This is a genomic window from Bacillus sp. FSL W8-1202 (genome assembly GCF_038006165.1).
Lineage (GTDB): Bacteria > Bacillota > Bacilli > Bacillales > Bacillaceae > Bacillus > Bacillus subtilis.
This window is the reverse complement of the sequence record NZ_JBBOUR010000005.1, coordinates 1-26906: the sequence shown is the minus strand read 5'-3', so window position 1 is coordinate 26906 and position 26906 is coordinate 1. Positions and strand designations below refer to the sequence as shown.

Annotated in this window: 37 protein-coding genes; all 37 read left to right on the top strand. The window is 43.5% G+C overall.

Features of this window, described 5'->3' with window-relative positions:
* The first annotated feature begins 105 nt into the window (after window positions 1-105).
* A complete protein-coding gene (locus NSQ09_RS22970; RefSeq protein WP_095252452.1) occupies window positions 106-312 on the top strand; it encodes an XtrA/YqaO family protein in 207 nt (68 codons plus the stop codon).
* Between the two features lie 31 nt (window positions 313-343).
* The gene (locus tag NSQ09_RS22965) at window positions 344-715 is read left to right on the top strand and encodes a VWA domain-containing protein (RefSeq protein ID WP_341032868.1); all 372 of its coding nucleotides are present in this window, start codon (window positions 344-346) and stop codon (window positions 713-715) included.
* On the top strand, window positions 712-960 hold the full coding sequence (locus tag NSQ09_RS22960) for a hypothetical protein (RefSeq protein ID WP_341032867.1): 249 nt from the start codon (window positions 712-714) through the stop codon (window positions 958-960). Before NSQ09_RS22965 ends, NSQ09_RS22960 begins: the two co-directional genes overlap by 4 nt.
* A gap of 12 nt (window positions 961-972) precedes the next feature.
* Entirely contained in the window at window positions 973-1983 is a 1011-nt protein-coding gene (locus tag NSQ09_RS22955; protein WP_341032866.1) for a DNA cytosine methyltransferase, read from the top strand.
* 342 nt (window positions 1984-2325) lie between these two features.
* Entirely contained in the window at window positions 2326-2709 is a 384-nt protein-coding gene (locus NSQ09_RS22950; protein WP_341032865.1) for a YopX family protein, read from the top strand.
* A 181-nt stretch (window positions 2710-2890) separates the two neighbouring features.
* Window positions 2891-3061: a hypothetical protein gene (locus NSQ09_RS22945; protein WP_015715374.1), complete on the top strand. Its 171-nt coding sequence runs from the start codon at window positions 2891-2893 to the stop codon at window positions 3059-3061.
* Between the two features lie 92 nt (window positions 3062-3153).
* A complete protein-coding gene (locus tag NSQ09_RS22940) occupies window positions 3154-3282 on the top strand; it encodes a hypothetical protein (protein ID WP_015715375.1) in 129 nt (42 codons plus the stop codon).
* Between the two features lie 13 nt (window positions 3283-3295).
* Window positions 3296-3811 carry a sigma-70 family RNA polymerase sigma factor gene (locus NSQ09_RS22935; protein WP_277709490.1) on the top strand — a complete coding sequence of 172 codons (516 nt, stop codon included), beginning with the start codon at window positions 3296-3298 and terminating at the stop codon, window positions 3809-3811.
* 126 nt (window positions 3812-3937) lie between these two features.
* Window positions 3938-4081 (top strand): hypothetical protein, encoded by a 144-nt coding sequence (locus NSQ09_RS22930; RefSeq protein WP_015715377.1) that lies wholly within the window; start codon window positions 3938-3940, stop codon window positions 4079-4081.
* 239 nt (window positions 4082-4320) lie between these two features.
* Window positions 4321-4533, top strand: a complete 213-nt coding sequence (locus NSQ09_RS22925) for a transcriptional regulator (protein WP_044445062.1) — start codon at window positions 4321-4323, stop codon at window positions 4531-4533.
* Between the two features lie 137 nt (window positions 4534-4670).
* Complete coding sequence (locus tag NSQ09_RS22920) at window positions 4671-5519, top strand: hypothetical protein (RefSeq protein ID WP_041345382.1); 849 nt, start codon at window positions 4671-4673, stop codon at window positions 5517-5519.
* Between the two features lie 244 nt (window positions 5520-5763).
* Window positions 5764-5994: a hypothetical protein gene (locus NSQ09_RS22915; RefSeq protein ID WP_015715382.1), complete on the top strand. Its 231-nt coding sequence runs from the start codon at window positions 5764-5766 to the stop codon at window positions 5992-5994.
* A gap of 45 nt (window positions 5995-6039) precedes the next feature.
* On the top strand, window positions 6040-6756 hold the full coding sequence (terS, locus tag NSQ09_RS22910; protein WP_341032862.1) for a phage terminase small subunit: 717 nt from the start codon (window positions 6040-6042) through the stop codon (window positions 6754-6756).
* Window positions 6746-7954, top strand: a complete 1209-nt coding sequence (locus NSQ09_RS22905; protein ID WP_160245720.1) for a PBSX family phage terminase large subunit — start codon at window positions 6746-6748, stop codon at window positions 7952-7954. The genes terS and NSQ09_RS22905 overlap by 11 nt, the downstream gene beginning before the upstream one ends.
* A gap of 4 nt (window positions 7955-7958) precedes the next feature.
* Window positions 7959-9350, top strand: coding sequence for a phage portal protein (locus NSQ09_RS22900; protein ID WP_212036232.1), 1392 nt, complete (start codon window positions 7959-7961; stop codon window positions 9348-9350).
* Window positions 9351-9425: 75 nt separating this feature from the next.
* Window positions 9426-10004, top strand: coding sequence for a DUF4355 domain-containing protein (locus NSQ09_RS22895; RefSeq protein WP_160245718.1), 579 nt, complete (start codon window positions 9426-9428; stop codon window positions 10002-10004).
* Window positions 10005-10015: 11 nt separating this feature from the next.
* Window positions 10016-10939: a phage major capsid protein gene (locus NSQ09_RS22890; RefSeq protein WP_341032857.1), complete on the top strand. Its 924-nt coding sequence runs from the start codon at window positions 10016-10018 to the stop codon at window positions 10937-10939.
* Window positions 10939-11100, top strand: a complete 162-nt coding sequence (locus NSQ09_RS22885) for a hypothetical protein (RefSeq protein ID WP_162868985.1) — start codon at window positions 10939-10941, stop codon at window positions 11098-11100. Before NSQ09_RS22890 ends, NSQ09_RS22885 begins: the two co-directional genes overlap by 1 nt.
* Before the next feature lie 11 nt (window positions 11101-11111).
* The gene (locus NSQ09_RS22880) at window positions 11112-11990 is read left to right on the top strand and encodes a phage minor head protein (protein ID WP_159377042.1); all 879 of its coding nucleotides are present in this window, start codon (window positions 11112-11114) and stop codon (window positions 11988-11990) included.
* A gap of 14 nt (window positions 11991-12004) precedes the next feature.
* A complete protein-coding gene (locus NSQ09_RS22875) occupies window positions 12005-12340 on the top strand; it encodes a phage head-tail connector protein (protein WP_341032852.1) in 336 nt (111 codons plus the stop codon).
* Between the two features lie 4 nt (window positions 12341-12344).
* Complete coding sequence (locus tag NSQ09_RS22870; protein WP_085186912.1) at window positions 12345-12848, top strand: hypothetical protein; 504 nt, start codon at window positions 12345-12347, stop codon at window positions 12846-12848.
* Window positions 12848-13237 carry a hypothetical protein gene (locus tag NSQ09_RS22865; protein WP_341032850.1) on the top strand — a complete coding sequence of 130 codons (390 nt, stop codon included), beginning with the start codon at window positions 12848-12850 and terminating at the stop codon, window positions 13235-13237. The genes NSQ09_RS22870 and NSQ09_RS22865 overlap by 1 nt, the downstream gene beginning before the upstream one ends.
* A complete protein-coding gene (locus NSQ09_RS22860) occupies window positions 13194-13664 on the top strand; it encodes a phage neck terminator protein (RefSeq protein WP_341032848.1) in 471 nt (156 codons plus the stop codon). The genes NSQ09_RS22865 and NSQ09_RS22860 overlap by 44 nt, the downstream gene beginning before the upstream one ends.
* Window positions 13665-13669: 5 nt before the next feature.
* Window positions 13670-14701 carry a DUF3383 family protein gene (locus NSQ09_RS22855; protein WP_041351400.1) on the top strand — a complete coding sequence of 344 codons (1032 nt, stop codon included), beginning with the start codon at window positions 13670-13672 and terminating at the stop codon, window positions 14699-14701.
* A 14-nt stretch (window positions 14702-14715) separates the two neighbouring features.
* On the top strand, window positions 14716-15105 hold the full coding sequence (locus NSQ09_RS22850) for a phage structural protein (protein WP_341032846.1): 390 nt from the start codon (window positions 14716-14718) through the stop codon (window positions 15103-15105).
* Between the two features lie 97 nt (window positions 15106-15202).
* Window positions 15203-15499, top strand: a complete 297-nt coding sequence (locus tag NSQ09_RS22845) for a hypothetical protein (RefSeq protein WP_041339472.1) — start codon at window positions 15203-15205, stop codon at window positions 15497-15499.
* Window positions 15500-15657: 158 nt separating this feature from the next.
* Entirely contained in the window at window positions 15658-20316 is a 4659-nt protein-coding gene (locus NSQ09_RS22840) for a transglycosylase SLT domain-containing protein (protein ID WP_341032843.1), read from the top strand.
* A complete protein-coding gene (locus tag NSQ09_RS22835) occupies window positions 20317-20871 on the top strand; it encodes a LysM peptidoglycan-binding domain-containing protein (protein ID WP_032722281.1) in 555 nt (184 codons plus the stop codon).
* 13 nt (window positions 20872-20884) lie between these two features.
* Window positions 20885-21241 carry a phage baseplate plug family protein gene (locus NSQ09_RS22830; RefSeq protein ID WP_032722280.1) on the top strand — a complete coding sequence of 119 codons (357 nt, stop codon included), beginning with the start codon at window positions 20885-20887 and terminating at the stop codon, window positions 21239-21241.
* On the top strand, window positions 21228-22193 hold the full coding sequence (locus tag NSQ09_RS22825; protein ID WP_017696622.1) for a phage protein: 966 nt from the start codon (window positions 21228-21230) through the stop codon (window positions 22191-22193). Before NSQ09_RS22830 ends, NSQ09_RS22825 begins: the two co-directional genes overlap by 14 nt.
* Window positions 22193-22540 (top strand): Gp138 family membrane-puncturing spike protein, encoded by a 348-nt coding sequence (locus tag NSQ09_RS22820; RefSeq protein ID WP_041339442.1) that lies wholly within the window; start codon window positions 22193-22195, stop codon window positions 22538-22540. Before NSQ09_RS22825 ends, NSQ09_RS22820 begins: the two co-directional genes overlap by 1 nt.
* Window positions 22537-22893, top strand: coding sequence for a DUF2634 domain-containing protein (locus NSQ09_RS22815; RefSeq protein ID WP_160245713.1), 357 nt, complete (start codon window positions 22537-22539; stop codon window positions 22891-22893). Before NSQ09_RS22820 ends, NSQ09_RS22815 begins: the two co-directional genes overlap by 4 nt.
* Complete coding sequence (locus NSQ09_RS22810) at window positions 22877-24061, top strand: baseplate J/gp47 family protein (RefSeq protein ID WP_225722074.1); 1185 nt, start codon at window positions 22877-22879, stop codon at window positions 24059-24061. Before NSQ09_RS22815 ends, NSQ09_RS22810 begins: the two co-directional genes overlap by 17 nt.
* A complete protein-coding gene (locus tag NSQ09_RS22805) occupies window positions 24058-24687 on the top strand; it encodes a hypothetical protein (RefSeq protein ID WP_015715405.1) in 630 nt (209 codons plus the stop codon). Before NSQ09_RS22810 ends, NSQ09_RS22805 begins: the two co-directional genes overlap by 4 nt.
* 12 nt (window positions 24688-24699) lie before the next feature.
* Entirely contained in the window at window positions 24700-26310 is a 1611-nt protein-coding gene (locus NSQ09_RS22800; RefSeq protein WP_250635033.1) for a pyocin knob domain-containing protein, read from the top strand.
* Window positions 26311-26327: 17 nt separating this feature from the next.
* A complete protein-coding gene (locus NSQ09_RS22795; RefSeq protein ID WP_032722275.1) occupies window positions 26328-26789 on the top strand; it encodes an XkdW family protein in 462 nt (153 codons plus the stop codon).
* On the top strand, window positions 26779-26906 hold a 128-nt coding region (locus tag NSQ09_RS22790), incomplete at its 3' end, for an XkdX family protein (RefSeq protein WP_341032872.1). The genes NSQ09_RS22795 and NSQ09_RS22790, both read left to right, overlap by 11 nt.

Below are 26906 nucleotides of genomic sequence, written 5' to 3'. Positions count from 1 at the left end.
GGATGGAAACCGGATCACTATTAAACACAAAAAAAGCACCGAAGCGTATGCCCCGATGCTCTGATATGAACTGGTACTTCTATCATAGCACAGGGGGCGCTAAGAATGTACAACCCAAGAGAAATTAATTTAAACAAAGATACAACAATCGAACAGGCAATTGAGCCGGGCAAAATACAGATCATCGTTTTAGACGGGAGCCAGGGCACCGCACATGTCTTGGAAGCCCCGGAGCATGGCAAAACAATCATTCAAACGGCAAAGGGAAGCTTTGCTCGAGTTGATCATGAAATAGGTTTCAAAATCAAATAGCAGGGGCTTTCCCCTGCGGGGGAGGAACGGCATGGATAAATTACAGGAAGTTAAAAAACTTGATATTACCATCTTCACGAGTTGGTTAAAGAAATACGCCGAATGCGGGGAAGGTTTAGAAAAAGCTTGGCACTTTCTGATTGAACAAGCTGAACTGGCTGAAAAGCGTCAGGAAATCATCGAGGAAAACAAGCGTCAACAGGATGTAACAGTTCATCAATTCCGGCAGGCTCAGGAAGAGCTTCAGCGGCTTAATAAAGAGAACGACAGGTTTAGAAAAGCCTTGCATCAATTCACTAATATGAAAGCAGTTAGAACGGCGCCTGAGTTAGTGATTCAAAAGTATTCTCGGTATGCACAGGAGGTTCTTGAAGGCAGAGGAATGGAGGGTGCTGCAGAATGATCCCTTTACAAGTTGAGCTTCAACGGGCAGTCAAAGCCACTAAGGACGAAGCAATGACCGTTTACGAGGCGGCAGAACTTCTAAAAGTGCATCCAGATTACATACCGGTGCTCGTGGCAAAGTCAGATGATCTGAAAATGATCGGTGATGAAACTATCATTGCAAAGCGTGATAAGACAAATGGCTGGCTCATTGGGGCGATGGTTTTGGTTTTATTCTTTGCAATCGCAGTCGGCTGGGAATAGGGGGAGGACAGCATGAAAAGCATCGAGTTATTTGCAGGAATAGGGGGCATTGCGCTTGCTGCTGAATGGGCTGGAATTGAAACAGTCGCGTTTTGTGAGCGTGAACCCTTCTGCCAGAAAGTATTGAATAAGAACTTCCCGGGCGTTCCCATCTTCGATGATGTACGCACCTTGAATAGACAGCTTTTAGAGGAAAAAGGAGTGATTGAGCCAGGTGGAACAATTGACATTATTTCAGGAGGATTCCCTTGCCAGCCTTACAGTATTGCCGGGAAGCGAAGAGGCACGGAAGATGACCGCGACCTCTGGCCGGAAATGTTTAGGATCATCAAAGAACTTAGACCCACTTGGGTTGTTGGTGAAAACGTTGCTAACTTCGCAAACATGGAGCTCGACCGCACGTTATTTGACTTGGAAAGCGCAGGTTACAAAGGGCAATCGTTTATTATACCGGCTTGCGCCGTCGACGCCAAACATCGAAGAGATCGAACATTCGTTGTTGCCTACTCCGACAGCTTCGGACGGCACAACAGGGAGCATTATAGGGGAAAACGACAGTTTCACAGTGAATTCCTCAGGGACTCTCAGGAAGAAAACCGGGAATGGAACGGACGGCTCAATAGGGCTGGGGAGGTACGTTCAATTCTTCCCGACACCACAGTCAAGGGATTACAGGTCAGGGAGCAAACCGGACTCAAAGAGAGCAAAGAGAAAGCAACAGCAGGGTTGGAGTCAAAACTTGAACGATATAGTCCTCTGGCCGACTCCACGAACAAAGGGAATGTGCGGCGGCACCGGATCATTTCAGAAAATGATGGATCTACAGGAAAAGGGAGTCATTTCAGAACAGGAACGGAAACAGATGACGGCAGGCAACGCTGGCCAGCTGAACCCGACGTGGGTCGAGTGGCTCATGGGGTTCCCAACCGGGTGGACAGAATTAAAGGATTAGGCAACGCGGTTGTACCTCAGCAGATTTATCCGATATTCAAAGCAATTATGGATCAGGAGGCGGCATCATGATCGAATACAGCTGCCCTGAATGTGGTCACAACGAATTAGATATAAAAATCCGCCCAGATGCACGCTGCCCGAAATGCGGCTGCAGCATGGGCGTTGAGGAGGAAATAGCGTGAATAAATTATGCTGTGAAACATGTGGACTGGATACTCATGAAAATACTTCGCCTATCTTTGAAAAGCCTTTAAGGTTTGCTTTTCGATCAGATATTAAACAGCTAAAACAAAACACTGGCGACCACCGAAAACAAGAAAATATATGTCTCGACTGTTTCACTGCTGAATTGAAACAAGTTAGCAAGGGTTGTAAAACACGGTACAAGGTTAGAGCAAAGGAGAGCGGACAATGAACACAGCATACAGAGTCTGGGACGGCGAGCAGATGCACTATTGGGATGATGAAGGGTTGAGTCTCGTTATTACAGGCAGGGGATGGAGCTTGTACCGCCATACCAGCTTATCACTTCATCCAATTCGGCTTGCGGATAGCACACAAAAAAATGCGGCTCTCATGTGGGGAACAGGGTTGAAGGATAAGAACGAAAAAATGATTTATGACAAGGATTCAATTTTAGATCATGGCACTGATACAAGATCAATTGTTAGGTACGACAAAAAACAAGCTGGATTTTATCTCGATTTAGGAATCGGTGGGGCTTTTATGGTGGGCGATCTTGAAGTCTTCGGCGATGTTTATCAAAATCCAGAGTTATTGGAGGGCGCGGAGTGAAATTTGCATTTAGAGTATTGATGCTTCTCATAATGTCGGGCGTTGCCGATTCCATAGGAATAATTCTGGCGTATTATTTCGACAATCAGAGTTTGAGATTAAATTGTGTGTCAGTTACCGCGGCTATCAGTGGGTACTTGGTTCGTGGATGGTGGCCGCCGGAAGAGAAGGAGGGCGCGGAATGACAAAAGATGAATTGCATAGCTACTATTGCGAGGATTGTGAAGAATGGACATATATCGAAGAGCTTAAATATCCAAATGGTGTTCATTGTGCACACTGTGGAACGGAAGGTGTTTCTATAAGCTCGGAAGATTACAACAGATTGAAATGGGCATCAGAACAAAACTAAATAAGTCCAAGATGGAAAGCCTGCGGACACTGAACTTACAGCATAAGCGCTGTTTGTTTGGTGTCCGTTTTTTATTTGAGCGGAGGGATGACATGAAACAGGAAAAGAAAAAGCCCAATAAAAACGCGCAGGAGCGTTCTGAACGGTTTTGGCGGCAAATGATGGGGCAAGACAGGCAAACACTCAGAAGAGGCAAAGGCGGCGCTTTTAAGCGTAAATAAGAGGAGGATAAACATGCAGGATTTAATCATTGAATACAAAAGAGCGTTAAAAGAAGCGAGAAAGATGTACCGAGCATTCTCGGAAACACCAGAAATTGAAATGACAGCAGAACAAAAGAACGATAAGAAAATCATTGGCAGTATGATCAGCGATATTGAATTCACTCTCGAATGGCTGCAGAACGGGAGGCAACCAGGAGCACGTCGGGGAGCTGACAGAAGGGACGTTTACCAAAGAACGATTCTTGCTGATCCTCGTATCATTGATGCAATGCCAGAAGAATATGCGATAAATCAGGAGCCAGAAGGAGAGGTAAGCGACTGGGACAAAGAAAGAATTGCTGATGCCCTTTCTGTCCTCACTGAAAGAGAGAAGGACATTTTCATCATGCACACTGTGCAAAACATGTCTTTTGAAGAGATCGCCCAGCTGCTGGACATTAAGAAAGGAACAGTGCAAAAAAACATTGAGCGTTCCCGTTTGAAAATGAAAAATAGAGCAGAACACAGCCTATTCTGTTTAGCATGAATAGGTTGTTTTTTTGTCTGAAAACAATATTTTTTGGTAAAAAACCCAAATTTTATCTGTATTTATATTGACGGTGGTAAATATAATTGGTATAATTAAAGTATCGAAAGGAGGTGTTGAAAGAGCATGGAAATGGTTGAAATTATCCTTCGGGACTTGGCTTGGCTGGTTGCAATCCTTACCGGAATTACAACGATGGTCAAGAACATCAAGGAAATGAAGGATAACAAAAAACGACGTTCTCCCGCCAAGAAGAAACGTCGCAAATAACCCAATGGGGGGAATCACTTCCCCCTCACCATATTATAACACTTTGAGTTCCATGCTCAACTATATGAAAAAATTAGTAGACGGGTCAACAGTAATATTCTTTGTTCTGTTCGTGACAGTGTTTGCAAACTTTGATTATGATCATCTTGGTACTTTGGATATCATTACAATGGTTTTGGCTCTTAGCTGGTTGGTAATCACTATTATTAATATTATCCTTAGATGGAGGAACACGCGGAATGACTAAGTTTGTTTTTGAAAGTATTGACGAGCTGAGAGAATTCATGGATAAAGAAGTCATAACGACATCTGAAGCCATTGAGATTATCGGATGCAGCCGCCAGAACCTCAAGCAGCTGGTGGATTACAAAACATTGATTCCGATTAAAACAACAAATAGGGATCGTCTATTCTTGAGAAAAGACATTGAAGGCTATAAAAAGAAACGTTGATTGCACCCGTAGCTAAAGGGTGCTTTTTTTGTCTTACGACTGCCACCTATTTATGAAGGGCGCATTCGTTCGACAAATTTTGCAAATGATTCCTTTTTAATGTCCTTTCACCGATAATAGGGTGGGAGGTATTTCATATGGATTGGATAGCAAAATGGATAGTAAATTGGATATCAAATTGGATAAACGTCAATATACCGAAACAAATGCAGCCAGCTATTTTAACTTCTGCTGCGACTTTGATTGGAGCCTTTATTGGTGCTTGTGTTGCACAGTATTTTTCTCATAGGCTCGTTTTAAAAAGAGAAAGAAAGAGTAACCAGCGAGTTTTTTATAATGAACTATATGCACCTATTTTACTCGAAATGTACACATATTGTGACTATATTACAGAGTTTAATAGGGGCATTTTGAAAGATAAACATCCCATTGATGAAGAAAAATTATTGGATGAGATAAATAAACACATCGGTAAAAATTTAAAGTATGCATCTCCTAAAATAATTAATGCATACAATAAATTGAAGCAATATGAATACATTGACGATTTATCAGGAATGAGTGTGTATCTTTCGCAATTCAACCTTTTTGAAGAAATTCTGAATGAATTAATAAAAATAGCGCCTTTTGACCGGAAGTCTAAGAGAGAAATAAAAAAGTATCGTACTATGTATTTTCTTCTTAGAATTATAACGAATATGTCTGGAACGAAAACTGCCATTCGGTTTTTGAGAGAAAAATATATTTTCAAGAAGAATATTCTTTATAGGAAGCACATATATTTATATTTACGTCTTTTCTTCAAGTTTAAGTGGAGTAAATTTGGTGAAGCTATTTTAAACAAATATGGTCACAGATATTTTTTGGATATTTTAGTTCAAAAAGAATATAGACCGTTGTATAGACCGTTGGCCGACTCTATTTTTAAAGAAGATAAAGAAAAACAAGAAACTGATACGGATAACACAAATGAAATAACACACTAAGTCTTTCCAATCGGAAAGACTTTTTATGTTTTCTGTAAACCGGGTCCAGTGAATCTCAGATCAGACTATTGGCGGCTGACAGCCTCTGAGTTTGGGCTTGGTTTAGAGAGAATATGAAGGAGGAATAGCATGGAGACAATTTATGCACATCCATTTATGACGATGGGTTTTATTTTTTGGACTGCGGTCTGTATTCACGCTATAACCATCAAAGTCAAAAAAGATTGATGGAGGTGTGAGCATAATGAGTAATGTGAGGAGAGTCTTTCCTGGTCCTACTAACGGACTGATTAATTGGATGGAGCAGAACTTTCATGAGATAGATGGCTATGTCGCTACTTTCAACATGAAGGATGGCACTACAATGACAATACATGACACGGAAACATATGTGCAGGCTGTGGGACTTGCGGAAATAGGTAAAGACACTATTCATCAGCTTGCACACGATGACGAGTTCATCCCGAGAAAATAATCTCCAAAACAAACACGAATCAGAAGGGGGCGGCGGTGAATGTAGATGCCCGAAAAGCACATACAGGCGTATAAGGATTACGTCAAAGGCATGAAATACAAGGACCTTGCCGAGAAATACGGGGTGTCAATGAACACCATCAAATCATGGAAACAGCGGCACGGTTGGGAAAGAAAAAAGGGTGCACCCATTTCAAAAAGTGTGCACACAAAAAAAGGCGGACAGCCCGGCAACAAAAATGCAATAGGAAACAAAGGCGGCGCGGCTCCGGCAGGCAATCAAAATGCTGTGACTCACGGCTTTTTCTCTAAATTCCTGCCAGAAGAAACACTTGAAATCATGGAAGAGATTCAGGAACGTTCGCCAGCTGATATGATATGGGATCAGATACAGATTCAATATGCAGCCATTATCCGGGCGCAGCGCATTATGCACGTGCAGGATAAGGACGACATGACTAAGGTTTTGAAAAAAGAGAAGCCAGGTATGTTTGGTGATGAAAAAGAATGGGAGTTCCAATTCGCATGGGATCGTCATGCTACATTCCTGAACGCCCAATCTCGAGCAATGGGAGAGCTAAGAGGCTTGATTAAACAGTTTGACCAGCTGGCTCACGAAGCAGACGAGCGGCGCCTTAAATTGGAGCAAATGCGCTTGAATATCGAGAAGGCGAAGAAAGATATTGACGGTGATAACGGAAACTCTCAAGAAAATGAAGTTGCTGCCATGTTGCGGAAGATGGTGAAACCTCATGGAACTTAACTCCAAGCAACAAGAAGTATGGAACAGCTTTATCGAAGAGCAGCCAAAAATCTTAATATGCAGCGGGGCGAAAAGGGCAGGAAAAACATTCGTGCTCCTTTTGACGTTCCTCGGGCATATCAGCAAATATCAAAACATGGGGCTTTCCTTTATCATTGGCGGGGCAACTCAGGCTTCTATAAAGCGGAATATCCTAAATGATTTAGAGCTCATCCTGGGGAAAGAATTGCGCCTTGATAAAGCGAATGCCGTTGAGATATTCGGAAACCGTGTTTATTGCTTTGATGGTGCAAATGCAGACTCATGGAAAAAGGCACGGGGTTTCACATCAGCTGGCGCATTCCTAAACGAAGCGACTGCCCTGCATGATTCATTCGTGAAGGAAGTCATTTCTCGTTGCTCCTATAAGGGTGCAATGGTCATGATGGATACAAACCCTGAAAACCCGATGCACACCGTCAAAACGGACTATATCGACAAAGACGGGCAGCGGCTGAAAAACGGTCGGCTGAATATCCGTTCTTTTCACTTCTCGTTGTTCGATAACAACTTTCTTGATCCTGAATATGTCGAAAGTATTGTTGCCTCAACACCAAGCGGCATGTTTACGGACCGAGATATTTACGGCTACTGGGTTGCTCCGGAAGGCGTAATATACAAGGATTTCAACAAAGACAAGCACTATATCAGTTCTAAAGAGATGGAAAATAAACAAGTCAACTTCACTAAATACTTTGCTGGCGTTGACTGGGGATATGAGCACCCGGGTTCTATTGTCGTAATCGGACAAGATGACCAAGGGTGTTTTTATTTGCTCGAAGAACATTCTAAGCAGCACGAAGAGATAGATTACTGGGTGAAGGTAGCAAAGGACATCAAAGAGCGGTATGGCAACATTAATTTCTATTGTGATACAGCTCGGCCTGAACACATCGTGCGTTTTCGTAGAGAGAAGCTTCGTGCGTTAGATGCTGATAAAGCAGTTGTTTCAGGTATTGAAGAAGTGGCTCGGCTGTTCAAGCGGGATCAGCTTTTTATTGCTGAAGACAAAGTAAGTCGCTTTAAAAAAGAGATATTTATGTATGTCTGGAATCCGAATACTGGCGAACCGGTTAAAGAATGGGACGATGTGCTCGACTCTATCCGTTACGCCATTTACACACATAACAAACCTATGAGACGCAAAGGAAAGAGGTGAGAAGATGAACAAGTTCTTGAATTATCTTCGGAATAATGAGATTGACGGCACCATCATTGATCAAATTATTAAAGAGCATGAGCCAATCAAAGAAAAAGCCATAGCTAGGTATGAACGTTATAAAGCCAGCGTTGCCGGTGTTCCAATTTTACGACGTGAAGCGGCTAAATTCGAAGATTTTGAAACAGGAGCTGTTCGCCGTATAGATGACAGAGTAAACAATCGTCTCAATAATGCCTTTGATGCCGAGATAGTGGATACAAAGGTTGGGTATATGTTTGGTCATCCAATCTCTTACGAGACGGAGAAAGACGGGGAAAACAAAAATACAGCCTTGGTTGAGCAAATCAATAGGTTTAATAACGTGAATAACATTGCTGATGCTGATAGCGAATGGGGTAAGAAAGCGGCCATCTGTGGTTATGGTGCTAGGCTTGTGTATATTGCTCCTGACGGCTCGGAAAGAGTTGCGAATGTTAACCCTTGGGAAGTTGTTTTTATTGCTGAGAATGACATCACAGAGCCTACTTTTGCACTGAGATATTATACAGTCTTTGATTGGGTTAACAATGAGAGTATTCAGCGTGAGAAAGTGACATTTTACGATGATAAGAAAGCCTATTTCTTCGAAAAAAGTGACGGCAACTGGACTTTGATAGAAAAGAAGCCTCACATGTTCGATTATTGCCCTTTGTTCGGCTTGCCTAACAATGATGAACAGATGGGTGATGCTGAAAAGGTGATCCAACTTATAGATGCATACGATCGCACTCTTTCTGATGCATCAAACGAGATCGAGCAGCTGCGGCTGGCTTATTTAATTTTAAAGGGTGCTGGTATGGATGATGAAGAAATCCAGCAACTGAAAAAGAACGGTGTTTTTGAATTGTTCGGGAAAGATGATGACGTGAAATTCCTGACCAAAGACATAAACGATACCATGATTGAAAACCATCTGAACAGGCTTGAAGAAAATATTCTTCGTTTGGCAAAATCGGTCAATTTCTCTGATGAATCATTCGGCGGGAATGTGACAGGCGTTGCAATGAAATACAAGCTGATGGCCCTTGAAAATAAGTGCATCACAATGGAGCGGAAAATGACTGCTGCTCTGCGGTATCAGTACAAGTTGCTTTGCTCTGCATGGGCGAAAAAGAGCAAAGTGAAACCTGATGATTATTTGAAGGTCTGGTTTTCATTTAAACGGAATCTGCCGTCAAATCTCTTGGAAGAGGCGCAGACGTCTGCGCAATTTAAAGGCCAGGTAAGCGAAGAGACACGCCTTTCAACACTCTCTATTGTCGATGATGTGCAATATGAGATTGAGAGAATGAAAGCTGAACAAGATGCCTATGATCTTGATGATGAAAAAGACAATAACGAAGACGAGAACTGACCTGCCGGAAGTCTTTAAAAGCCGGGAAACTTTGACGTGCAGGCTCGTACTGTACGGCACGGAGGTTGATCATAAGTGAATATTGAAGAAATCAAGCAGTTTCTTGATGAGAATAAAGACAATGAAGAAGTAAAAGCATTTGTAGGAGAACTTTCGGCCGTATCAGCAGATAAGGTGGAAGGGTTCCTTGAAACAGACGAAGGGAAACGACTTATTCAGCCCCGGTTGGATTCCCATTTTACGAAAAGCCTTGAGACATGGAAGGCGAACAATCTTGATACTCTAGTGAACGCAAAGGTAAAAGAGCTTTATCCGGAAGAAACCGAGGAACAGAAACGCATCAGGAGGCTCGAAAAAGAGCTGGAAGATCAGAAGACAGCAGCACAACGTGAAAAACTTTTAAACAAAGCTGTTACTTATGCTTCTGAAAAGCAATTGCCGGCAGATGTAGTGGAGTTCTTCCTCGGTGAGGATGAGGAAACAACTATGAAGAATCTCGGTGTGTTTGAAGAGAAATACACAGCTGCAGTTCAAAAAGCTATCGAATCCAAGTTCCAAGAGAGCGGCAGCAACTTTGAAAAAGGTGATCCATCACCTGCCAGCGGGTCTGTTGATATTGGGGCACTCGCAAAATCAGTAAACATTAGACAATAGGGAGGACTATCATGGCATTCAATCCAAACAATGTACTGATGCAAGATGCAAAAACAGGATCAGTACCAGTAGAAGAAGGAACACTTGTTTTAAAGGATTTCATGACTAAATCAGTTGTGACACAATTAGCTAAATACGAAGAAATGGATAAAACAGAAAAAATATTTACTTATTTAGCATCTGGACCAGGGGCTTATTGGGTTGGAGAAGGTGAGCGAATCCAGACATCAAGAGCGGAATGGTTAACAGCTAAAATGGTTTCTAAAAAGCTCGCTGTTATTATTCCAGTGACAAAAGAGTTTTTACGATATTCAGTAAAGGATTTCTTTACTCAGATGCAATCTGCTATCTCTAAAGCATTTGCATTGAAATTTGACCAAGCTGCGTTATTCGGGAATGGTTCGCCTTTCGGTGAAGGTGTTTCAATTTATGAGAAAATCGAGAAAAGCGGGAACAAAGTGCAATTAGGGTCTTTGGGGAATCTTTATAAAGAGTTGAACAGTGTTATTTCTTTGATTGAAGAGGCTGATAAAGATCCTGACGGATGGACAACAACAAGACGTTTTAAACAGCCACTGAGAGGCGCTGTAGATGACAAGGGTACTCCTATCTTTAATGATCCGGGAGCTGGAGCAACAAACTCTGCTTTAGGTCTGCCGATTGGTTACGTCAATTCTGATTCTTGGGATTATAGCAAGGCGCACTTACTCACAGGTAACTGGGATTATGCCCGATATGGTATTCCTCAAGGTATGGAATATTCAATTTCAGAGGATGCAACACTTCATACAATTGCGGGACCTGACGGAAAACCTGTCAGCCTTTTCGAACAAGATATGGTCGCACTGCGCGTAACTCAGCAGGTTGGCTTCATGACATTGGCTGATGATGCATTTGCTGCGTTAACTCCTGCAGCTGAAGGGGCTGGCGCATAATGATCAGAATTAAGAAGGGCAAACAGACACTAGAAGTCACTGAACGTGCTTTCGAGGTAGTTTACAAGGCTCATGGCTTTAAATTAGACAAGGGCACAAGTAAAAAAGAAGCTGAGGACATCACAGAGCCTGACAGCAAAGAAGCAGAGGCCGAAGAGTAGGAGGGTAAGCGGTGGATAAAGAACAAACTGAAAAAGAGCTTTTGAAGCCGTTGAACCGTAAAACCAAGGAATTCTTACGGAAACTCAAGCGGCTTTTTCAGCGTGCTTCAAAAGATGTGCTGTCAAAGCTGACTGCGTTATTCGTGAAGCTTGATCAGATCGAAGAACCGACACTTGCTGACGCTAATCGACACGGTGATCTAAACCGTATCAAACGGGAAATCACATCGTTGATTAGTGATCTTTCAGCGAAAGTTAAAGCTATGATAATAGAATTTCTTGAAGAAACCTATGAATCATCTTACAGCTGGCTGATCCTTGGCGTTCTGGCTGCGTTAGGGATAAAACTTGTGCAGCCAAAAGCAACACTAAATCAGCCGAATTTGCCTGCTGAATGGGCTCCTAAAGACGTTCGGCAGGCCATTAAAAGTAAACAAATGGACAAAGCCATTGAAACTGATCGCAAAAAGACAATACAGCAGATTAACAAGACAATAGAACGCGGTTTTATTGAGCGGAAACGCTTTGCTCAGATAGCGAAGGAGCTGCAGACAGATGTCGGCCTGAGTTACAACCGATCGAAGCGCATAGCCAATACAGAAATGCATCGCATAAGGGAAAAAGCAACGCTTGACGCTGCTAAAAAAGCTCAGTCGCGGGGCATCAACATGAAAAAAATCTGGCACAACGTTGGGGATGAAAGAGTTCGTGAGACAAAACATGCGGATCATGTCCATTTAGAAGGGCAGGAACGCATGGTCAATCAGTTGTTTGATCTTGGCATCAATAAAAATGGTGTTCATGTAACAGCAGAAGCGCCGGGACAAAGCGGTGATCCATCAAATGATATTAATTGCCGATGCTTTGCGACATATGAACCGGTTCTTTGAAAGGAATGAGAGAAATGGACTTGGCAGAATTAAAAGTCAGGTTAGGGATTCCAGCTGATGACACATCCCAGGATGCAAAGCTACAAATAGACCTTGCAGACGCGATTTCTTTCGTTAAGGAGGAGTGCAATAACCCTTTTGTCGGTCCAGATGGGGTTGAATCACTACCAGGCCCTGTGAAGAAAGGAATTGCTCTCATGATTGAAATTGATCGGGACAGCCCGAAAGGTGTTCAGTCTGAATCAATTGGCGGAATGAGCAAGACATACACGGTGGATGACGTAAGGTATAAACCAGCGCTTGATTTTTTTCGGCCATACAAAAAAATTCGTTTTAAACCACTGAGGTGATCAAATGGCGCGTCGAAACATTCGGGTACGAGATAGAAACCGTATTCCAGAAGTCATAAGAAACCTCGGTTCCGTCGGTAAGGTGAAAGTCGGAATCCTAGACAGTGAGCGGCAAATGATCGCGGCTGTTCACGAATTCGGCTGCCGTATTGCTGTAACTGATCGCATGCGGAATTATCTTGCTGCAAAAGGGCTGTACCTCAAGAAAGAAACTCAATATATCAACATTCCGGAGCGTTCTTTCATCCGTGCTGGATGGGACGAGAACGAGGAAGAGATTGTTCAAAAGGTAGAGGATCTGGTCAATAGAGCGTTAGAGAATGGCGATTCGATGAATGACATCATGGAAACAGTCGGCCTGCTTGCGAAAGGGCGGCTTCAAGTGTATGCCCGAGACTTGCGGAACCCGGCAAACCATCCATTTACAACCGAAGAGAAAGGCTCTTCAAATCCATTGGTCGATACCGGGGAAATGATTGGCTCTATGGATTATGAGGTTGAAAGCTGATGGGTAATCATTTCATTTTTTCTGATCTGATTAAGCGGTACAGCGTTGATTTTACATTGCTTATTCCATCTGAAGAGGGTTCATACGATGATCTTGGAGAATGGGTGCCACCGAAACCGACGAAGTCAGACGAAAGAGGGGCAATAGTACCTCTACAGTCACAATTGATCTATCAATCTGGCGGCCGGCTTACATCTATGGACAGGCAGCTATTTATCAAGAACGAAATTCCTCTGAAAGGTCAGGTGATTTTTGATGGCGCCACCTTTGATGTTGAAGCGATGACGCCTTATGGGACGTATGCCGATTTCAACAGCTATATCTTAAAGGCGGTGATCAATTCAGATGGACTACAACAGCATAATACAAACAGTCCTGGGACTGATTAGAGAGAAAACAGGCCATGTCGTTATCGTTGCAAATGGTACAGGGAAACAACCTGTCTATCCTTTTTGCACGTATACCGTGACTTCCCCGTATTTGCCCCAACATAGAGGCATTGAAGAGCAGGGAGTGTTAACGGAAGACATCGAGCTTGTTTTCTCTTTTACATGGGTTTCAAACAGCCATATTGAGGCCATTTCCCTTGCTCAACAAACAGCGGCGTACTTCAAAACAGCTGAAGCACGTCAAAAGCTTCATGATAACGGGCTGGCATGGGTCAGGAACGACGGTTTCGGTAATCGAGATACATTTATCACGATTGACACAGAACGCCGTCACGGCTTTGATACGCGCTTTAGAACGCGTGTCACTCATGGAAAAGCAAATGCAGAGGTTTTCGACTCTGTACGAATTGAAAATACAGGAGGGTAATTCATATGCCACTTAGTGACGTTACAGTCAAAATTGACTTAGTGAAACCGTCCAGCCTTAAAGGATTGGGAACACCTCTGATTCTTGCGAAGGTAGACGGACACAACACATATAAAGAGTATGGCTCATTAGAAGCTATCAAGGCAGACTATCCGGAAACCACAGCAGCATATAAAAAGGCTGCGGCTATCTTTGCTCAGGGTGACAATGCACCGTCAAAGGTTGCCATCGGTACGTATGGAGGCAGCACAGAAACGCCAGAAGAAGGAGCGACTACACAAGCAACATTCTCCATTCGGAATGCGTTTGACGAGTATTTCGACAAGGACTGGCACTTCTTGATCCTTGCTGATGCTACAGCGGACGAAAGAATGGAAGCGGCAAAAGCGATGGAAGAGAAATCATATAAATTTGTAGTTTTACAGGTAACTGACCGGGAAGAAGTTGCTTCTTACAAAGGCAAGGATCGCACAATCGTTTTCTATCACCCGTTAAATGACGAGCATCCAGACGCCGGGCTTGTTGGTTCTGTTGCTTCTCATACAGTGGGTTCAGTAACTTGGAAGTTTAAAAATATCGTAGGTATCACGCCTCAAGATATTAAAGCAGATGAGCTGAAGAAGCTGCACACAGAAGGGGCTATTGCTTATGTAACCAAAGCGGGCCACAACGAGACATCCGAGGGCATTACTGCATCCGGGGAATATATCGACGTGCTGCACGGCAAAGATTGGGTGAAATTGAATATTGAAACCTCAATACAATCAGCATTCTCAAACAATGGCAAAATCCCGTTCTCGAATGCTGGTTTTTCATTGCTGAGTGTACAGGTCACAAACGTTCTGCAAACAGCCTTTGCAAATGGCATTGTTGCAGAAGATGCAGACGGGCAGCCAGTGTATTCAATCAGCACAAAAACCCGTGATCAAATCACAGATGAAAACAGAAAAAACCGTGTATACGACGGCCTATCATTTACTTTTGAACTGGCTGGCGCGGTTCATTCTGCTGAAATCACTGGTGAAATCTCAATTTAAGGAGGATATAAAGCATGTACGTTTATGATGCAAACGAAGTCAACACGAACATTGACGGGAAAATCGTAACCGGTTATTCCGAGGGCACAATGGTTTCTTGTGCAAAAGACGAAGAAAAGTTCTCGACTAAAGTCAGCGCCAAGGGTGATGTCAGTGTTGCAACGAAAAACAACCCACTCGGAACAATTACACTGACTCTTTCCATGGGATCGCCATTTGTACCATACCTGAATAAAATGGCAAACACGGCCCAGCGTTTCCCTATCTGGGTTACGGGCGGACAGGAAAAAATCGGCGGCACAGAAGCGATGGTCAAAAAGCCTGCCGATGCTGAATTCAGTGACGAGATTGGAGATCGTGAGTTCAAGATTCAAGTCTTTGACTATACAGTATTGGAACAGTAATTAAGCTATGGCAAAAAAGAAGAAATCAAACGCACGAAAGCAGTCCAATAGGGCTGCTTTTCAATATATGCAAACTAAACAAGCGGAGGGAAAACCTATGTCAAAATTCGGTAAACAAAAGAAAGTAACTATCAAAGGAATTGAGTACACTCTTCAACACCCAGGAACAAAGCGAATGGTGGAAATTCAGGACGAAGCAGTCAACCTCAATTTAGGTAAACCAAATTCAGCTGCTATGTATGAGTTATTCATGAAAGAAGTCGTTGTCCAACCGAAAGTGAGCTTTGAATATTTCGATGAACACGAAGGTTTCATGGAATTAATGAAAGAGGTTCAATCCTTTCTTATCGACGAAACCCAAACCAAAGCCGTATTACAAAAAGAAGGCGAGTGACAACTGGCCTATGTATAGACTCGTGATGTCTGGGAAGTTCTCCTTCTCAGAGGTCGCGATGATGGATCTCGATACCCTAATGGAGGCAAATGCAGCCCTCGACATCCATATTGAGCAAGAAAACAAGAGGAATAACAAGAAATGAGGGGGTATGAACGTTGTCAGAAGCATTAAGAAGTACGCATATTGACGTTGAATTGAACGTTGATACCTCCCCTCTAGAAAGAGCAAATCAGCAAATAGATAGACTCGTTGATCATGTCGGCGATGCTGGCGGCAGTTTTTCACAGATGCGTACACGGATGGCTCAGGTTCAAAGGCAACAGCGGAATTTTAGAGACATCCATATGAGTATGATCTTGGACAACTCATCGTTGCAAACTGCCAGTCAAATGATAGAACGGCTAGGGCCTCAAATCGACTTAGTTACATCCCGTTTGAGCCAGCTGCATACCCAGGTACAAGAGACAAGCAGACTTATTCAAAGCCTTCCGTCTGAGGTCAATATCAATGTTGATCAGACGTCGATAACAAACGCCAATGAAGCAATTGATCAACTCAGGCAGAATTTGAATAACGTCGATATGAGCCGTATCGGTACGCCCGCAGCAAACGTTACGCAGCAGAACACGCAAAGCGTTCAGAATAACGTGGCTGCAGTGTCTGTCCCGGCCCCAGATTATAGGGGAATCCGGCAGTATAGTCGGGAAATGGACTTCTTGCGCGGCTCAACTCGTGGACTGGAAGCCGATACGATACAAATGCTTAATGAAATGCGTCGAGCTTGGAATGAAGAAAGATACGGTATGAACGGTTTCCGGAATGAAATGATCAGAGCCCAGTACGGTTTCTTTCAGTTAGGGAACCAGATGGACAGCTGGTCCGGTACCAATCAGCAGTTTATGGATGAAGTGTACAGGTTGGGACGTGCTCACAAGCAAGTAACAGACAACATGATGAAAAACAACAAAATGATGCGCATGAGCATGCTGCAGACTGTAGGGACATTGATGGCTCGGTCCACTCAATCTGAGAAGATTGCGGCGAACTATGACCGAATGGGAAACCCGTTATATCAAGTCAATAAAGCTGGGCTTGCCGTATCGAATACGCTTGAGAACATGGCAAAGCAGGGAACTGCTGCGCATTTGGCTCTGAAAATGCTCGGACCTACTGCCAACATGAAAGAGCTTAACGATATGACAATGATGATTACTCAGGGTTATATGCGTTTTCAAATGGTGGCACTGGGCGCGGCTTTTACAAACTTTTTCATGTTCCAAGGGCTTCATAAAGCGGCAACACAAACAGTTCCCGGCTATTCAAAGGCATGGGAAGAGATGTGCAGTACACTACTGAAAGCCATTCAGCCAGCAATTGAAGTGTTTGCGGCGTTTGCAATGGCGATATACAAGGGCATTACGGCCGTTGCGAAGCTGATCATTCAGTTTAATGAGGCGCACCCTGTACTCTCGAAAATGATCCAAGGATTTATGCTTCTCATCCCTGTTTTAACCCTACTTTTATCGCCACTAGCGATAGGGGTAGGGTTAGTTAATGGGTTCCTTGGAGCTCTCAGCAGTTTGTGGATGTTCATTGGTCCAGTTGTAACCGGACTGGCTGCTATGTCAGGTACGGTGTATGTCGTAGCTGGGGCAATCGTTCTTCTTGTAACCGGCATTTATTTGCTGTACAAGAATTTCGATAAGCTTCAAGAGAGATTCAAGCCAGCGACAGACGCGATGAAACGCTTTGCTGACATGGGGAAATCGGCGGTTGTCGGTGCATTTCATACGATGATCAAAGAGGCTGAGGGGTTAAAGCCTGCCTTCATGAAAGGATTCAAGGACGCACAAAACGTGGCGATCACAGCCATTCATAAAATGCAGGCTGAATCCTTGAAATTATGGGATCGTCTCGGTGAATCGCATCCACAGTTAGTGGCTGGAATTGAGTCGGCCTATAAAACGGCTGTGAAAACCGTGTCAGGCTTCATTCATAATGCCGGAAAGACAGTCTCGGACTTCTTCGGTAAAGGACTGTCAGACGGTCTAAACGGCATTGTAAAAGGGTTCATGGAGCAGTTGAAAGTCGGTCTTTCCAGTTTTAAAGGAATGGTTTCTCTGGTTGCTCCGTTTGTCGCGGCGATCGGACTTGCATTCCTTGGAGTGTCAGGGCCAATCGGTGTGGCTGTTGGTGCTATTTTGAGTGTTGCTGGTGCCTTATATCGCATGCAACAAACAAACCAAAATGTAAGCCAGGCCTTAAAGACAGCATGGACATCGGTACAATCTGTTCTAACGACTGTTTTTCAGGCATTGCAGCCAATCATCAACACACTTCAACAGTCTTTCGGGCAATTGGTCACGCAATTGACACCACAGTTTCAACAGCTGGCCGGACAACTTCAGCAGGCTTTCGTTCAAATAGGTGGCACGCTTGTTTTGTTTGCTGCAGCTATCTCGCAAACGTTCCAGACAATCGGTCCGCAAATCATGCCACTGATTCAGCAATTGCTTTCAGCTTGGATGCAGTTGTCGGGTACTTTATGGACAAGTGTCTTGCAAATAGCAAGCAGCATCCTGCCGTTACTTGTTCAAGGCTTCCAGACGATTTTTCCGGTTATTCTAAGCGTAATTAATGCGGTGCTGCCAATCATTATTCAATTGATAGGCAGTTTCTCAGGAATCCTTGTTTCAATTGTGCAAAATGCCCTACCGATTTTGGTCCAGATGATTCAGCTTGCGTTCCCATTGATCCTGAGCATTGTACAACAAGCTCTTCCGATTGTTTTGCAATTGATTCAGCTTTTAGGTTCATCCATCGGACAAATTGCGGTTCAAGTGCTGCCGTTAATTTTATCAGCGGTGCAGCAAGTGTTCCCGATTATTAAACAGGTCATCATGGCTGTTCTTCCAATTGTGGCTCAATTGCTTACTGTAGCGGCAACAATCATTTTACAATTGGCGCAAGCGGCACTTCCTATTTTGATTCAAGTTGTGCAGCAGGTATTCCCGCAGATCATGCAAATCATACAAGCGGTACTTCCGATTGTTGTTTCTCTTTTGCAATTTCTGGCGAATATCATCACAACTGTGGTCATTCCGGCGATCCGTTTCATCCTAAATATCGTGACTGCTGTATTCCCGGTTGTGCTCTCAATAATTCAAGTTGCACTTAAAAATATCATTGCGATTATACAGGGTGCAATCGGCATTATTATGGGAATAGTGAAGGTTTTCAAAGGCTTATTCACTGGGAATTTCCGCATGATGTGGGACGGAGTGAAGCAAATATTCTCAAGTGCAGTCGGAATGGTGAAAAAGCTTGTAAGCAATATGGGTTCAGCAATCACTGACAGATGGCTTTATATAAAAAATAAAGTCGCGTTATTGGCGCTTGATTTACGTCAAAAAGTTATGGACCGTTTCAATGATTTAGTCGAAGGGGCCAAGAAACTTCCGGGTAAAATCGGTGATGGGATTAAGAACATGGCTCATAAGGCTGTGTCTGGTGTGACTAGCTTAGCGAACAAACTTGCCGGAGCACTCGGAAAAGGCGTAAATGGTGTAATCGGCGGAGTGAACTGGGTCCTTGATAAGATCGGTTTGAAAGATAAGCATATCCCTAAATGGGAAGTACCTAAATATGCGCACGGAACCGGCGGACATCCGGGAGGCCCTGCGATACTGGGAGACGGTAAAGGGGCAAACGCTGGACCTGAAATGTATCGGACACCTTCAGGACACGTAGGGCTTAGCCCTGCAACAGATACACTGATGAACCTTCCGAAAGGCACTGAGGTGTTATCTGCAAAACAAACAAGGGCTGCTTTAGCAGGAGTTCCTGCTTACGCAAAAGGAACAGAAGGAAACATATTCACAAAAGCATGGAATGGTGTAAAATCCGTTGCCGGCAAAGTGAAAGATGTTGCTCTTGATGTTTTTGATTACATCGGGCACCCATCTAAACTTTTAACAAAAGTGTTAGAAAAAATGGGTGTTTCTGCACCTTCTATGGTTGGATCGTTCGGCGATCTCGCAAAAGGGGCTTTTAACTTTGTCAAAGATAAGGCTGTAGGTTTTGTCAAAGACAAAATGTCCAGTTACTCTGCAAGCTTTTCAGGCGGCGGCTCAAAAGCCGTTAAACAATGGGTAGCTCAAGCGCTATCAATCAAGGGCCTTGGGTCTGAGTATGCTGGCGCACTTGAAACCATTGCCATGAAAGAATCAGGCGGGAATCCTAATGTTGTGAACAATTGGGATTCGAATGCGAAAGCTGGCCATCCATCACAAGGGCTTATGCAGTTTATACCAAGTACATTCAACGCTCACAAGGAACCGGGTCACGGAAATATCAAAAATCCAGTTGACCAGATCCTTGCTGCTATCAATTATTTGAACAGCAGATACGGCGGCATTTTAAAACATCCTGGGCTCGTTTCTATGGCTCATGGTGGGCCGTATAGAGGTTATGCGACAGGTGGAGTCATAAACAGCCCGCAAGTCGCTGCGCTTGGTGAAAACGGCTTTAGGGAGTATGTCATCACAACTGAGCCACGATACAGAAACCAATCACTCGGAATGTATGCTGCACTCGGTCGGGAGCTTGGCGCGGATACTGGATACACACCAGAAAAAGCTGCTACAAGCTCAAGCAGTTCATCTGTCAATATCACGTTTAACCCGTCGATCAATGTAAAAGTTGAGGGTGGCAGTGAAGGAGCAGAAACCAAGGTGAAAAAGGCTGTAACTGAAACATTTGACGAAGTTTTCGACATGCTGAAGTCGCTTTATCCACCAGAGGGGGCTTATTAATTGGCGAAGCTCGGAAAGATTAATCTCGTAAACGAAAAGGAATCTGATGGCGCGGATGTGGAGGTCACTTCATATCCCGTTGAAAAAGGGGTTCCGATCACGGACCATGTACAAAGAAAGCCAGAGACGACAACAGTCTCTGGCTATTTATTAGGCAAAACAGCAAATAGTGATTATGAATATCTGAAAAAGCAGGCTTATGCCGGCACTCTTTTGACTTATACCGGGCGTAAGGTTGCTAAAAATGTGATCATCACAAAGATAGATCGCGACACAGGCGATTACACAAACGGTTTTGCTATTTCAATTGAGTTGCAAGAAATCCGTATTGCAAAAAGCCCGTGGGTCAAAAAGAAAGTGAAAACAGCCGGGAAAAAGAAGAAAGCCAGCAAGAAGAAAACAAAAAAATCCGGCAAGTTATACCACAAGGTCAAGAAGGGTGACACTTATTGGGGCTGCGCTCGTAAATACGGCACCACAGTAAATGCTTTGCGTCGGTTGAATCCCTGGCCGGACCGAAGAATTCCGATAGGGGTCAAAATGAGGATTAGATGAAGGAGGGAAAGGCATGGCATCAAGAGATTACATTCCTTTTGACAAAGAGGACATACCACAGCAGTTTGAATTTGATTTAGCAGATGACACGTTCATTTTGCGTATCAATTACAACCAAACAGACGATAGTTTTTCACTTGATTTATATGATCAAGACATGGAACCAATCGTGCTGGGCGAAAAATTGATTTTGAACGTCCCTTTGTGGGAAGACATTGTAAACGAGAAACTGCCTGCGCCTTCCCTTATCCCTATGGATGAATCGAATACAGAAACACGGGTTACATACGAGAATTTTATGCAAACCGTGTTTCTTTATATTGATGATGTCTCGGACGATGCGGAGGGAGAAGACGATGGCGACGAATAAAATGCTGTTTGGGCGCGTCGTTAAGGTCACGATAGATAACGGCAGTTCACAAACCACTTTCGATTATAAAGACTTAGAGATTCATTTTGAGGTCCCGTTTGATGATGACTTTAAACCGAATGAAACAAAGGTTGAAATATACAACCTGAGCAAAGATTCAATCAGCAAAATTAAAAAAGGCAGCACTATCACTGTTCAAGCTGGTTATAAAGACGATTACGGTGTTTTAACTATCGGTAAAGTTACCAAGGTGCTGAATAATTGGGATGGTTTGAATAAGGTAACGGCCATCTATTCAAAAGATGGCGATGATTACACCCATATGAAAGTAACCACTGAAAACGCTGATCCTGCTGAAAAATACTATGTGAAAAAGCGGTACAAGCTCGCAAAACCAGTGGTGACTGTAAAAAAAGATAAGAACGGCCGGACATATAAAACGGTCCGAAATTATGGCACTCGGACAGAGGTCAGATACCGTAAGAGATACATGAAAATCACGTTCAAGGCTGGCACAACCTCAAGGCAAATTGTCGATAAGCTTCTGCGTGTGCTCGGTATAAAGGTGAAAAATATCATTCTGCCAAAAAATAAAGTTTATAAAAAAGGCTATCGTGTCACTGGATTGATTGAAAACAATCTTGAAGAGGTCATTCATGATGCTGGGGCAGTCATGTATTATCGGCGCGGCCGTCCTGTTATTCGGCCACTCAGTCAAGGGGATGACGAACGTTTCAAGCTCGAAGAGGCAACAGGACTTGTGGAAACGCCTGAACAATTTGAGGAAGATGATCTCAAAGGGTATAAGGTGAAGTGCCTATTGCAGCATCGTATCGCAGTTGCTTCAATCATAGAAATAAACAGCAAGACAGCGAAAGGAAAATATCGTGTGAAAGATGGCTCTCATTCCTTTGACGGTAAAGACTTTTTCACAGAATGTAGGGTGATTTAATGAGTAAAGCGACAAAGTTCTTTGACGGATTCGAACAGCGGATAAAACAATCAATCCATACAACGGCGCCAGCACGGGTTGTAAATTACAATGCTGAGAAACACACTGCCGATCTGAAATTGCTGTTTCAAACCAATGATGGTGAGTATCTACATGAATACCCTTTAATCGAGCATGCGCCTGTTTTGAAACACGTCGAAGCTGATATTAAAGTAGGGTCCTGCGTGTTTGTTTCGTTTGCTGAACGTTCACTGGATAACCTGGACGGCAATAAAACCTTTGATCCGGATTCGAGGCGCACACACAGTATAAACGATCCAGTTGTCATAGGAGTGTGGGAAGGATGAAAACTCTCAAGCTTAAAGACGGGGATCTTTGTTTTGAAAATGGTGAGTTACAAATGGTTGAGGGTGATGCTGAGCTGGCTCAATCAGTAGAAATGATCCTTAGAACAAGTTTAGGAGAGTTTGAGCTAGATGAACATGTCGGCCTTGATCGCAGCAACATTTTAAGAAAGCAGTTTGATCAAGAAGAGGCGCAATATGACATTATAAATGCCATTTCTCAAGAAGAGCGTATTGCCAGTGTGGAATCGGTGAACTTTTTAATGGATAAAGAGTGTCGCAGTCTTGCAGTGCATGTGAAAATGACAAAAGAGGATGAAGAAACAATTGAGATAGGGGGTGTTGATCTTGCTTGATGAAACGGGCTTTCAACGGCAAACCTATTCCGAGCTTGTTGATAGTATGGAGGACCGGGCTCGGGAACAATTCGGGGAGGATGTAAACACATCCAGTAAAACGCCATTAGGAATTATTATTCGTATCTTTGCTTGGTTTCTGGCCGGCTTGTGGGATATTGCAGAAAGGGTTTATAACAGCGGCTTTGTCAGTAAGTCTGAGGGCGTGCAGCTCGATCGTCTTGGCAGCAACTCGGGTATCACGCGGGAGCCAGCTGCGGAGTCAGTTGTGACTCTGTCCTTTACTGGAGAACCCGGCATCGTAATTGAAGAACAAACTCAGTTTACTACGGAATCAGGCATCTATTTTGAATTGATTGAAGATGTTGTAATTGAGGCTAATGGGACAGGCTCAGGGACGGCTGTCTCGCTTTCTAAGGGCGTTATAAACAATGTTGCGGCAAATACCATTACCGTGCAGGCAGAGCCCTCAGAGGGCGTGTATTCAGTTACAAATCCGGAACCATCGGCAGGCGGTGCCGACGAGGAAACAGATTCGGAATTCCGGGCACGAATAAAGAAATCAGTTGAGGGCAGTTCAGCATCTACAAACGGAGGTATTATTTCAGCCCTGCTAAGCGTGTCAGGCGTCAGATCGGCGAATATTGTTGCCAACAATACCATGCAGACCGATGCGGACGGCAACCCACCAAAAAGCATTCATGCTTATGTTCTGGGCGGTACAAAAGATGATGTTGCGCAAGCACTGTTTGACAGTGTTGCTGCAGGAATTGAAACGGTCGGGGAGCAAGTTGTCACCATAACTGACGCCAGCGGACTTGACCATGCCGTCAAATTTGATTTTGCAAGGGAAGTCAAAATATATCTGCAGCTGGATTTAAAAACAAATGCTTCCTTCCCTATTGATGGAGTAAGTCAGATCAAAAACAACCTCGTTTATAAAATCGGGGGAATTGATGCAAACGGCTCTTACTATACCGGCTCACAAATGGGCGATGATGTTATATTGTCGCAGTTGTTCAACGCGGTATATCAAGTAGATGGTGTCTCTGATGTAACAATCAGGATGGGGAAAGATGCGACAAACCTTTCACAGTCAAACATTGAAATTGAACCTAAAGAGGTTGCCCAGGTACATTTTGATGAAATCGTGGTGAATCACATATGATTAAAGACTTAATAGGAAAGCTGACCGATGCCTTTTTGAAAGATGAAAAGAGCAATATCGGAAAGCTTTTTTTAATTGTCGATGAACAGCTGACAGCACTTAAAAGCGCGCTAACCACAGCTGAGAACTGGCGGGATATTGATGCGGCAAAAGGAAAGGCTCTGGATCTACTTGGTGACAACGTGTCGCAGGATAGGGGCCGTGCCACCGATGAAATTTATCGTGTGCTTATTCGCGGCAAGGTTGCCAGAAATGTTTCAGATGGCACCACAAACCGGATCATTGAAGCTTTAGCCAAAACACTGAACTGCAAGCCAAGTGAAATCCACATTGTCAGCAGCAAGGAAAATAATGAAGATGAACCGGCTGCCATTATCGTAAAAAAGGCACCCATTGAGGCTTTGAGCAAAGTTGGAATGAGTGCAACACAGTTTTCGAATATCGTTCAAAAAACAGTTGCTGCAGGCGTACGGGTGGCTTATGTAGATTTAAACGGCACCTTTCGCTTTTCGTCCTCTGCTAACTCTATAGAAACAAGTCAATATGGATTTTCAACAGACGGGACAGATGGGGGAACACTCGGCGGAATCTTTCAGCCTGAAGATGATTACCCTTTACCGATTTAAGGAGTGATGTTTATGCCTTTTACAAAAGAATTGCCTGAATGGGGGAACGCCGGGCAGCGGCCCCCGCAGTCTTCCATTGATGAAGGATACAAACCAATGGATCATCCCCCTGCGGATTGGTTCAACTGGTATCAGTATACGGCCTATCATGCACTAAAGGAATTGCAAGAGATCGGAGCAACGCAGGATGACGTTTCCACTGCTTTAAAAACAGCAAAAGCTTATACAGATGAATTTGCTGCGCGTAGGGATAACCCCAACCAAGTCACAAAGGCCCAAGTAGGTTTAGGAAACGTAGACAACGTGCAGCAAGCAACTAAAACAGAATTCAACGCACACAATACAGATTCCACACGCCATATCACGGCCACAGAGCGTTCAAATTGGAATGCCAAGGAAACGACTACAGGGGCGCAAAACAAAGCTGATACAGCCGAAAAAAATGCAAAAACGTATACTGATCAACACATTAATGATAAAAGCAACCCTCATGGGGTGACAAAAGATCAAGTCGGGCTCGGTAATGTTACCAATGACAAACAGGCAACCAAAACGGAGTTTGACGCACATAACTATAACCAGATTCGACATATTTCTGATGCAGAGCGGACCAAGTGGAATGCGGCTCAGTTATCAAAATTAACACAAGACAATGGTTTGATGAAATACTTGTCAGGCGTGGATTTCAATACTGTTATTGAAACAGGGTTTTATTATATGACTTCAGCTTCAACTGCATTGAATGCCCCTGTGAATAGCAATGGTTATTTATTGGTTTACAATTACGGCACCTATCCATATCAGGAATTCACAGCATATACCAGTGCAACAACCTCTATACCTGATAATCGGCGGAAATTCATAAGAAATAAGGTGAGTGGATCAGATAACTGGACGCCTTGGATGGAAATCGAATACTCAGCAGGAGCCCAAGCAAAGGTCAATACTCATGAAAATAAAACAGACATTCATGTAACGAAAGAAGATAAGAACAAATGGAATAATGGACAACTCTATCCCCTGACAACCCAAACCGGTCAGAGAATAAAGATAACTAAAGGACAAAACCTTTTTGATTATCCGACTGGCTTTTATTTTGGGGCAGGTGTTCTGAATCATCCGGGGGATGATGATGCTGCCTGGTACTATTATGATATTACAGATGTTCCGGCTGACCTTGCTCCTCCTCAAGGGTTAAAAAAAATTGTAGCAACAAGATCCTATGATAACCGTACATGGATTGGAACAAAGCATAAAGAGGGAGAATTCACTGGGTGGCGAGAGGTTATTACGGACCTAGACTTTATAGAGACGCCGTGGCTAAATGTTCCATACAAAAACGGGGCAACTACAGGTGATAGACCTTTACAATACCGTAAAGTCGGAAATACATTGCATCTTAATGGTCATGTTCTTACTGATAGAGAGATTGTATTTGCTAGTATCCCGTCTTCTAGCGCTCCAAGCAAAGGGATAGTCAAACTGGTTGCAACTAGCGGAACCACTGGTTACAGCAAGATTATTATATATGCATCTGGTGATATGAAACTAACAGGGGTAATGGCTAATACTGAGTCTAAAGTGAATGGATATTATATTGACTTAGATGTGCCTCTAACTTAAAGAAAGGAGGGAGAAGTATGAAATTAATATACCCATATGGTGAGGATAAGATCTATTTAGGAAGGCCGGTTGAGTTACACCCCGATAGAGAGTCAGGAAGATATATTATCCCGGCGAATGCTACTGATATTCCTCCAGAAATAAATGGAGAGGGTATGTGGCGGCCTTTATTCGATGAGGAAAAACAAACATGGGTTGAAACTGCTGATGAAGAATACAAAGAGCAGCTGAAACAAGGCAGTATTCCTGAAACCAATCCTATAGCAGAACAGCTTGCAACACTTGGGCAGCAGCTGGCAGACGAAAAACTGGCAAGAAAACAGGCTGAGCTTGCTCAAAATGCTTTAGGCGTACAATTGACTGCGGAAGTGCTGGCAAGGAAAGAAGCAGAGGCTTTGAATCAATCTCTGGGAGAACAAATGGCTGTTTTAAAATTAGACGTACTGAGTTTAAAGGGAGGAATGACAAGTGAATCTTAATTTCTGGGTATTTGCGTTGTTCTACAAATGGGCCACTACAGCCATGGTAAAGCAGGCTATGGCATTTAACGATTGTTCCGTTGATGACTTGAAAGAAGGTGTTCAGGCACAATACAT

Excerpts from the sequence above, each read along its gene's own strand:
- NSQ09_RS22970 (WP_095252452.1), top strand. The coding sequence starts at position 106 with ATGTACAACCCAAGAGAAATTAATTTAAACAAAGATACAACAATCGAA.
- NSQ09_RS22965 (WP_341032868.1), top strand. The coding sequence starts at position 344 with ATGGATAAATTACAGGAAGTTAAAAAACTTGATATTACCATCTTCACG.
- NSQ09_RS22960 (WP_341032867.1), top strand. The coding sequence starts at position 712 with ATGATCCCTTTACAAGTTGAGCTTCAACGGGCAGTCAAAGCCACTAAG.
- NSQ09_RS22955 (WP_341032866.1), top strand. The coding sequence starts at position 973 with ATGAAAAGCATCGAGTTATTTGCAGGAATAGGGGGCATTGCGCTTGCT.
- NSQ09_RS22950 (WP_341032865.1), top strand. The coding sequence starts at position 2,326 with ATGAACACAGCATACAGAGTCTGGGACGGCGAGCAGATGCACTATTGG.
- NSQ09_RS22945 (WP_015715374.1), top strand. The coding sequence starts at position 2,891 with ATGACAAAAGATGAATTGCATAGCTACTATTGCGAGGATTGTGAAGAA.
- NSQ09_RS22940 (WP_015715375.1), top strand. The coding sequence starts at position 3,154 with ATGAAACAGGAAAAGAAAAAGCCCAATAAAAACGCGCAGGAGCGTTCT.
- NSQ09_RS22935 (WP_277709490.1), top strand. The coding sequence starts at position 3,296 with ATGCAGGATTTAATCATTGAATACAAAAGAGCGTTAAAAGAAGCGAGA.
- NSQ09_RS22930 (WP_015715377.1), top strand. The coding sequence starts at position 3,938 with ATGGAAATGGTTGAAATTATCCTTCGGGACTTGGCTTGGCTGGTTGCA.
- NSQ09_RS22925 (WP_044445062.1), top strand. The coding sequence starts at position 4,321 with ATGACTAAGTTTGTTTTTGAAAGTATTGACGAGCTGAGAGAATTCATG.
- NSQ09_RS22920 (WP_041345382.1), top strand. The coding sequence starts at position 4,671 with ATGGATTGGATAGCAAAATGGATAGTAAATTGGATATCAAATTGGATA.
- NSQ09_RS22915 (WP_015715382.1), top strand. The coding sequence starts at position 5,764 with ATGAGTAATGTGAGGAGAGTCTTTCCTGGTCCTACTAACGGACTGATT.
- terS (WP_341032862.1), top strand. The coding sequence starts at position 6,040 with ATGCCCGAAAAGCACATACAGGCGTATAAGGATTACGTCAAAGGCATG.
- NSQ09_RS22905 (WP_160245720.1), top strand. The coding sequence starts at position 6,746 with ATGGAACTTAACTCCAAGCAACAAGAAGTATGGAACAGCTTTATCGAA.
- NSQ09_RS22900 (WP_212036232.1), top strand. The coding sequence starts at position 7,959 with ATGAACAAGTTCTTGAATTATCTTCGGAATAATGAGATTGACGGCACC.
- NSQ09_RS22890 (WP_341032857.1), top strand. The coding sequence starts at position 10,016 with ATGGCATTCAATCCAAACAATGTACTGATGCAAGATGCAAAAACAGGA.
- NSQ09_RS22885 (WP_162868985.1), top strand. The coding sequence starts at position 10,939 with ATGATCAGAATTAAGAAGGGCAAACAGACACTAGAAGTCACTGAACGT.
- NSQ09_RS22875 (WP_341032852.1), top strand. The coding sequence starts at position 12,005 with ATGGACTTGGCAGAATTAAAAGTCAGGTTAGGGATTCCAGCTGATGAC.
- NSQ09_RS22870 (WP_085186912.1), top strand. The coding sequence starts at position 12,345 with ATGGCGCGTCGAAACATTCGGGTACGAGATAGAAACCGTATTCCAGAA.
- NSQ09_RS22865 (WP_341032850.1), top strand. The coding sequence starts at position 12,848 with ATGGGTAATCATTTCATTTTTTCTGATCTGATTAAGCGGTACAGCGTT.
- NSQ09_RS22860 (WP_341032848.1), top strand. The coding sequence starts at position 13,194 with ATGGACTACAACAGCATAATACAAACAGTCCTGGGACTGATTAGAGAG.
- NSQ09_RS22855 (WP_041351400.1), top strand. The coding sequence starts at position 13,670 with ATGCCACTTAGTGACGTTACAGTCAAAATTGACTTAGTGAAACCGTCC.
- NSQ09_RS22850 (WP_341032846.1), top strand. The coding sequence starts at position 14,716 with ATGTACGTTTATGATGCAAACGAAGTCAACACGAACATTGACGGGAAA.
- NSQ09_RS22845 (WP_041339472.1), top strand. The coding sequence starts at position 15,203 with ATGTCAAAATTCGGTAAACAAAAGAAAGTAACTATCAAAGGAATTGAG.
- NSQ09_RS22830 (WP_032722280.1), top strand. The coding sequence starts at position 20,885 with ATGGCATCAAGAGATTACATTCCTTTTGACAAAGAGGACATACCACAG.
- NSQ09_RS22825 (WP_017696622.1), top strand. The coding sequence starts at position 21,228 with ATGGCGACGAATAAAATGCTGTTTGGGCGCGTCGTTAAGGTCACGATA.
- NSQ09_RS22820 (WP_041339442.1), top strand. The coding sequence starts at position 22,193 with ATGAGTAAAGCGACAAAGTTCTTTGACGGATTCGAACAGCGGATAAAA.
- NSQ09_RS22815 (WP_160245713.1), top strand. The coding sequence starts at position 22,537 with ATGAAAACTCTCAAGCTTAAAGACGGGGATCTTTGTTTTGAAAATGGT.
- NSQ09_RS22805 (WP_015715405.1), top strand. The coding sequence starts at position 24,058 with ATGATTAAAGACTTAATAGGAAAGCTGACCGATGCCTTTTTGAAAGAT.
- NSQ09_RS22800 (WP_250635033.1), top strand. The coding sequence starts at position 24,700 with ATGCCTTTTACAAAAGAATTGCCTGAATGGGGGAACGCCGGGCAGCGG.
- NSQ09_RS22795 (WP_032722275.1), top strand. The coding sequence starts at position 26,328 with ATGAAATTAATATACCCATATGGTGAGGATAAGATCTATTTAGGAAGG.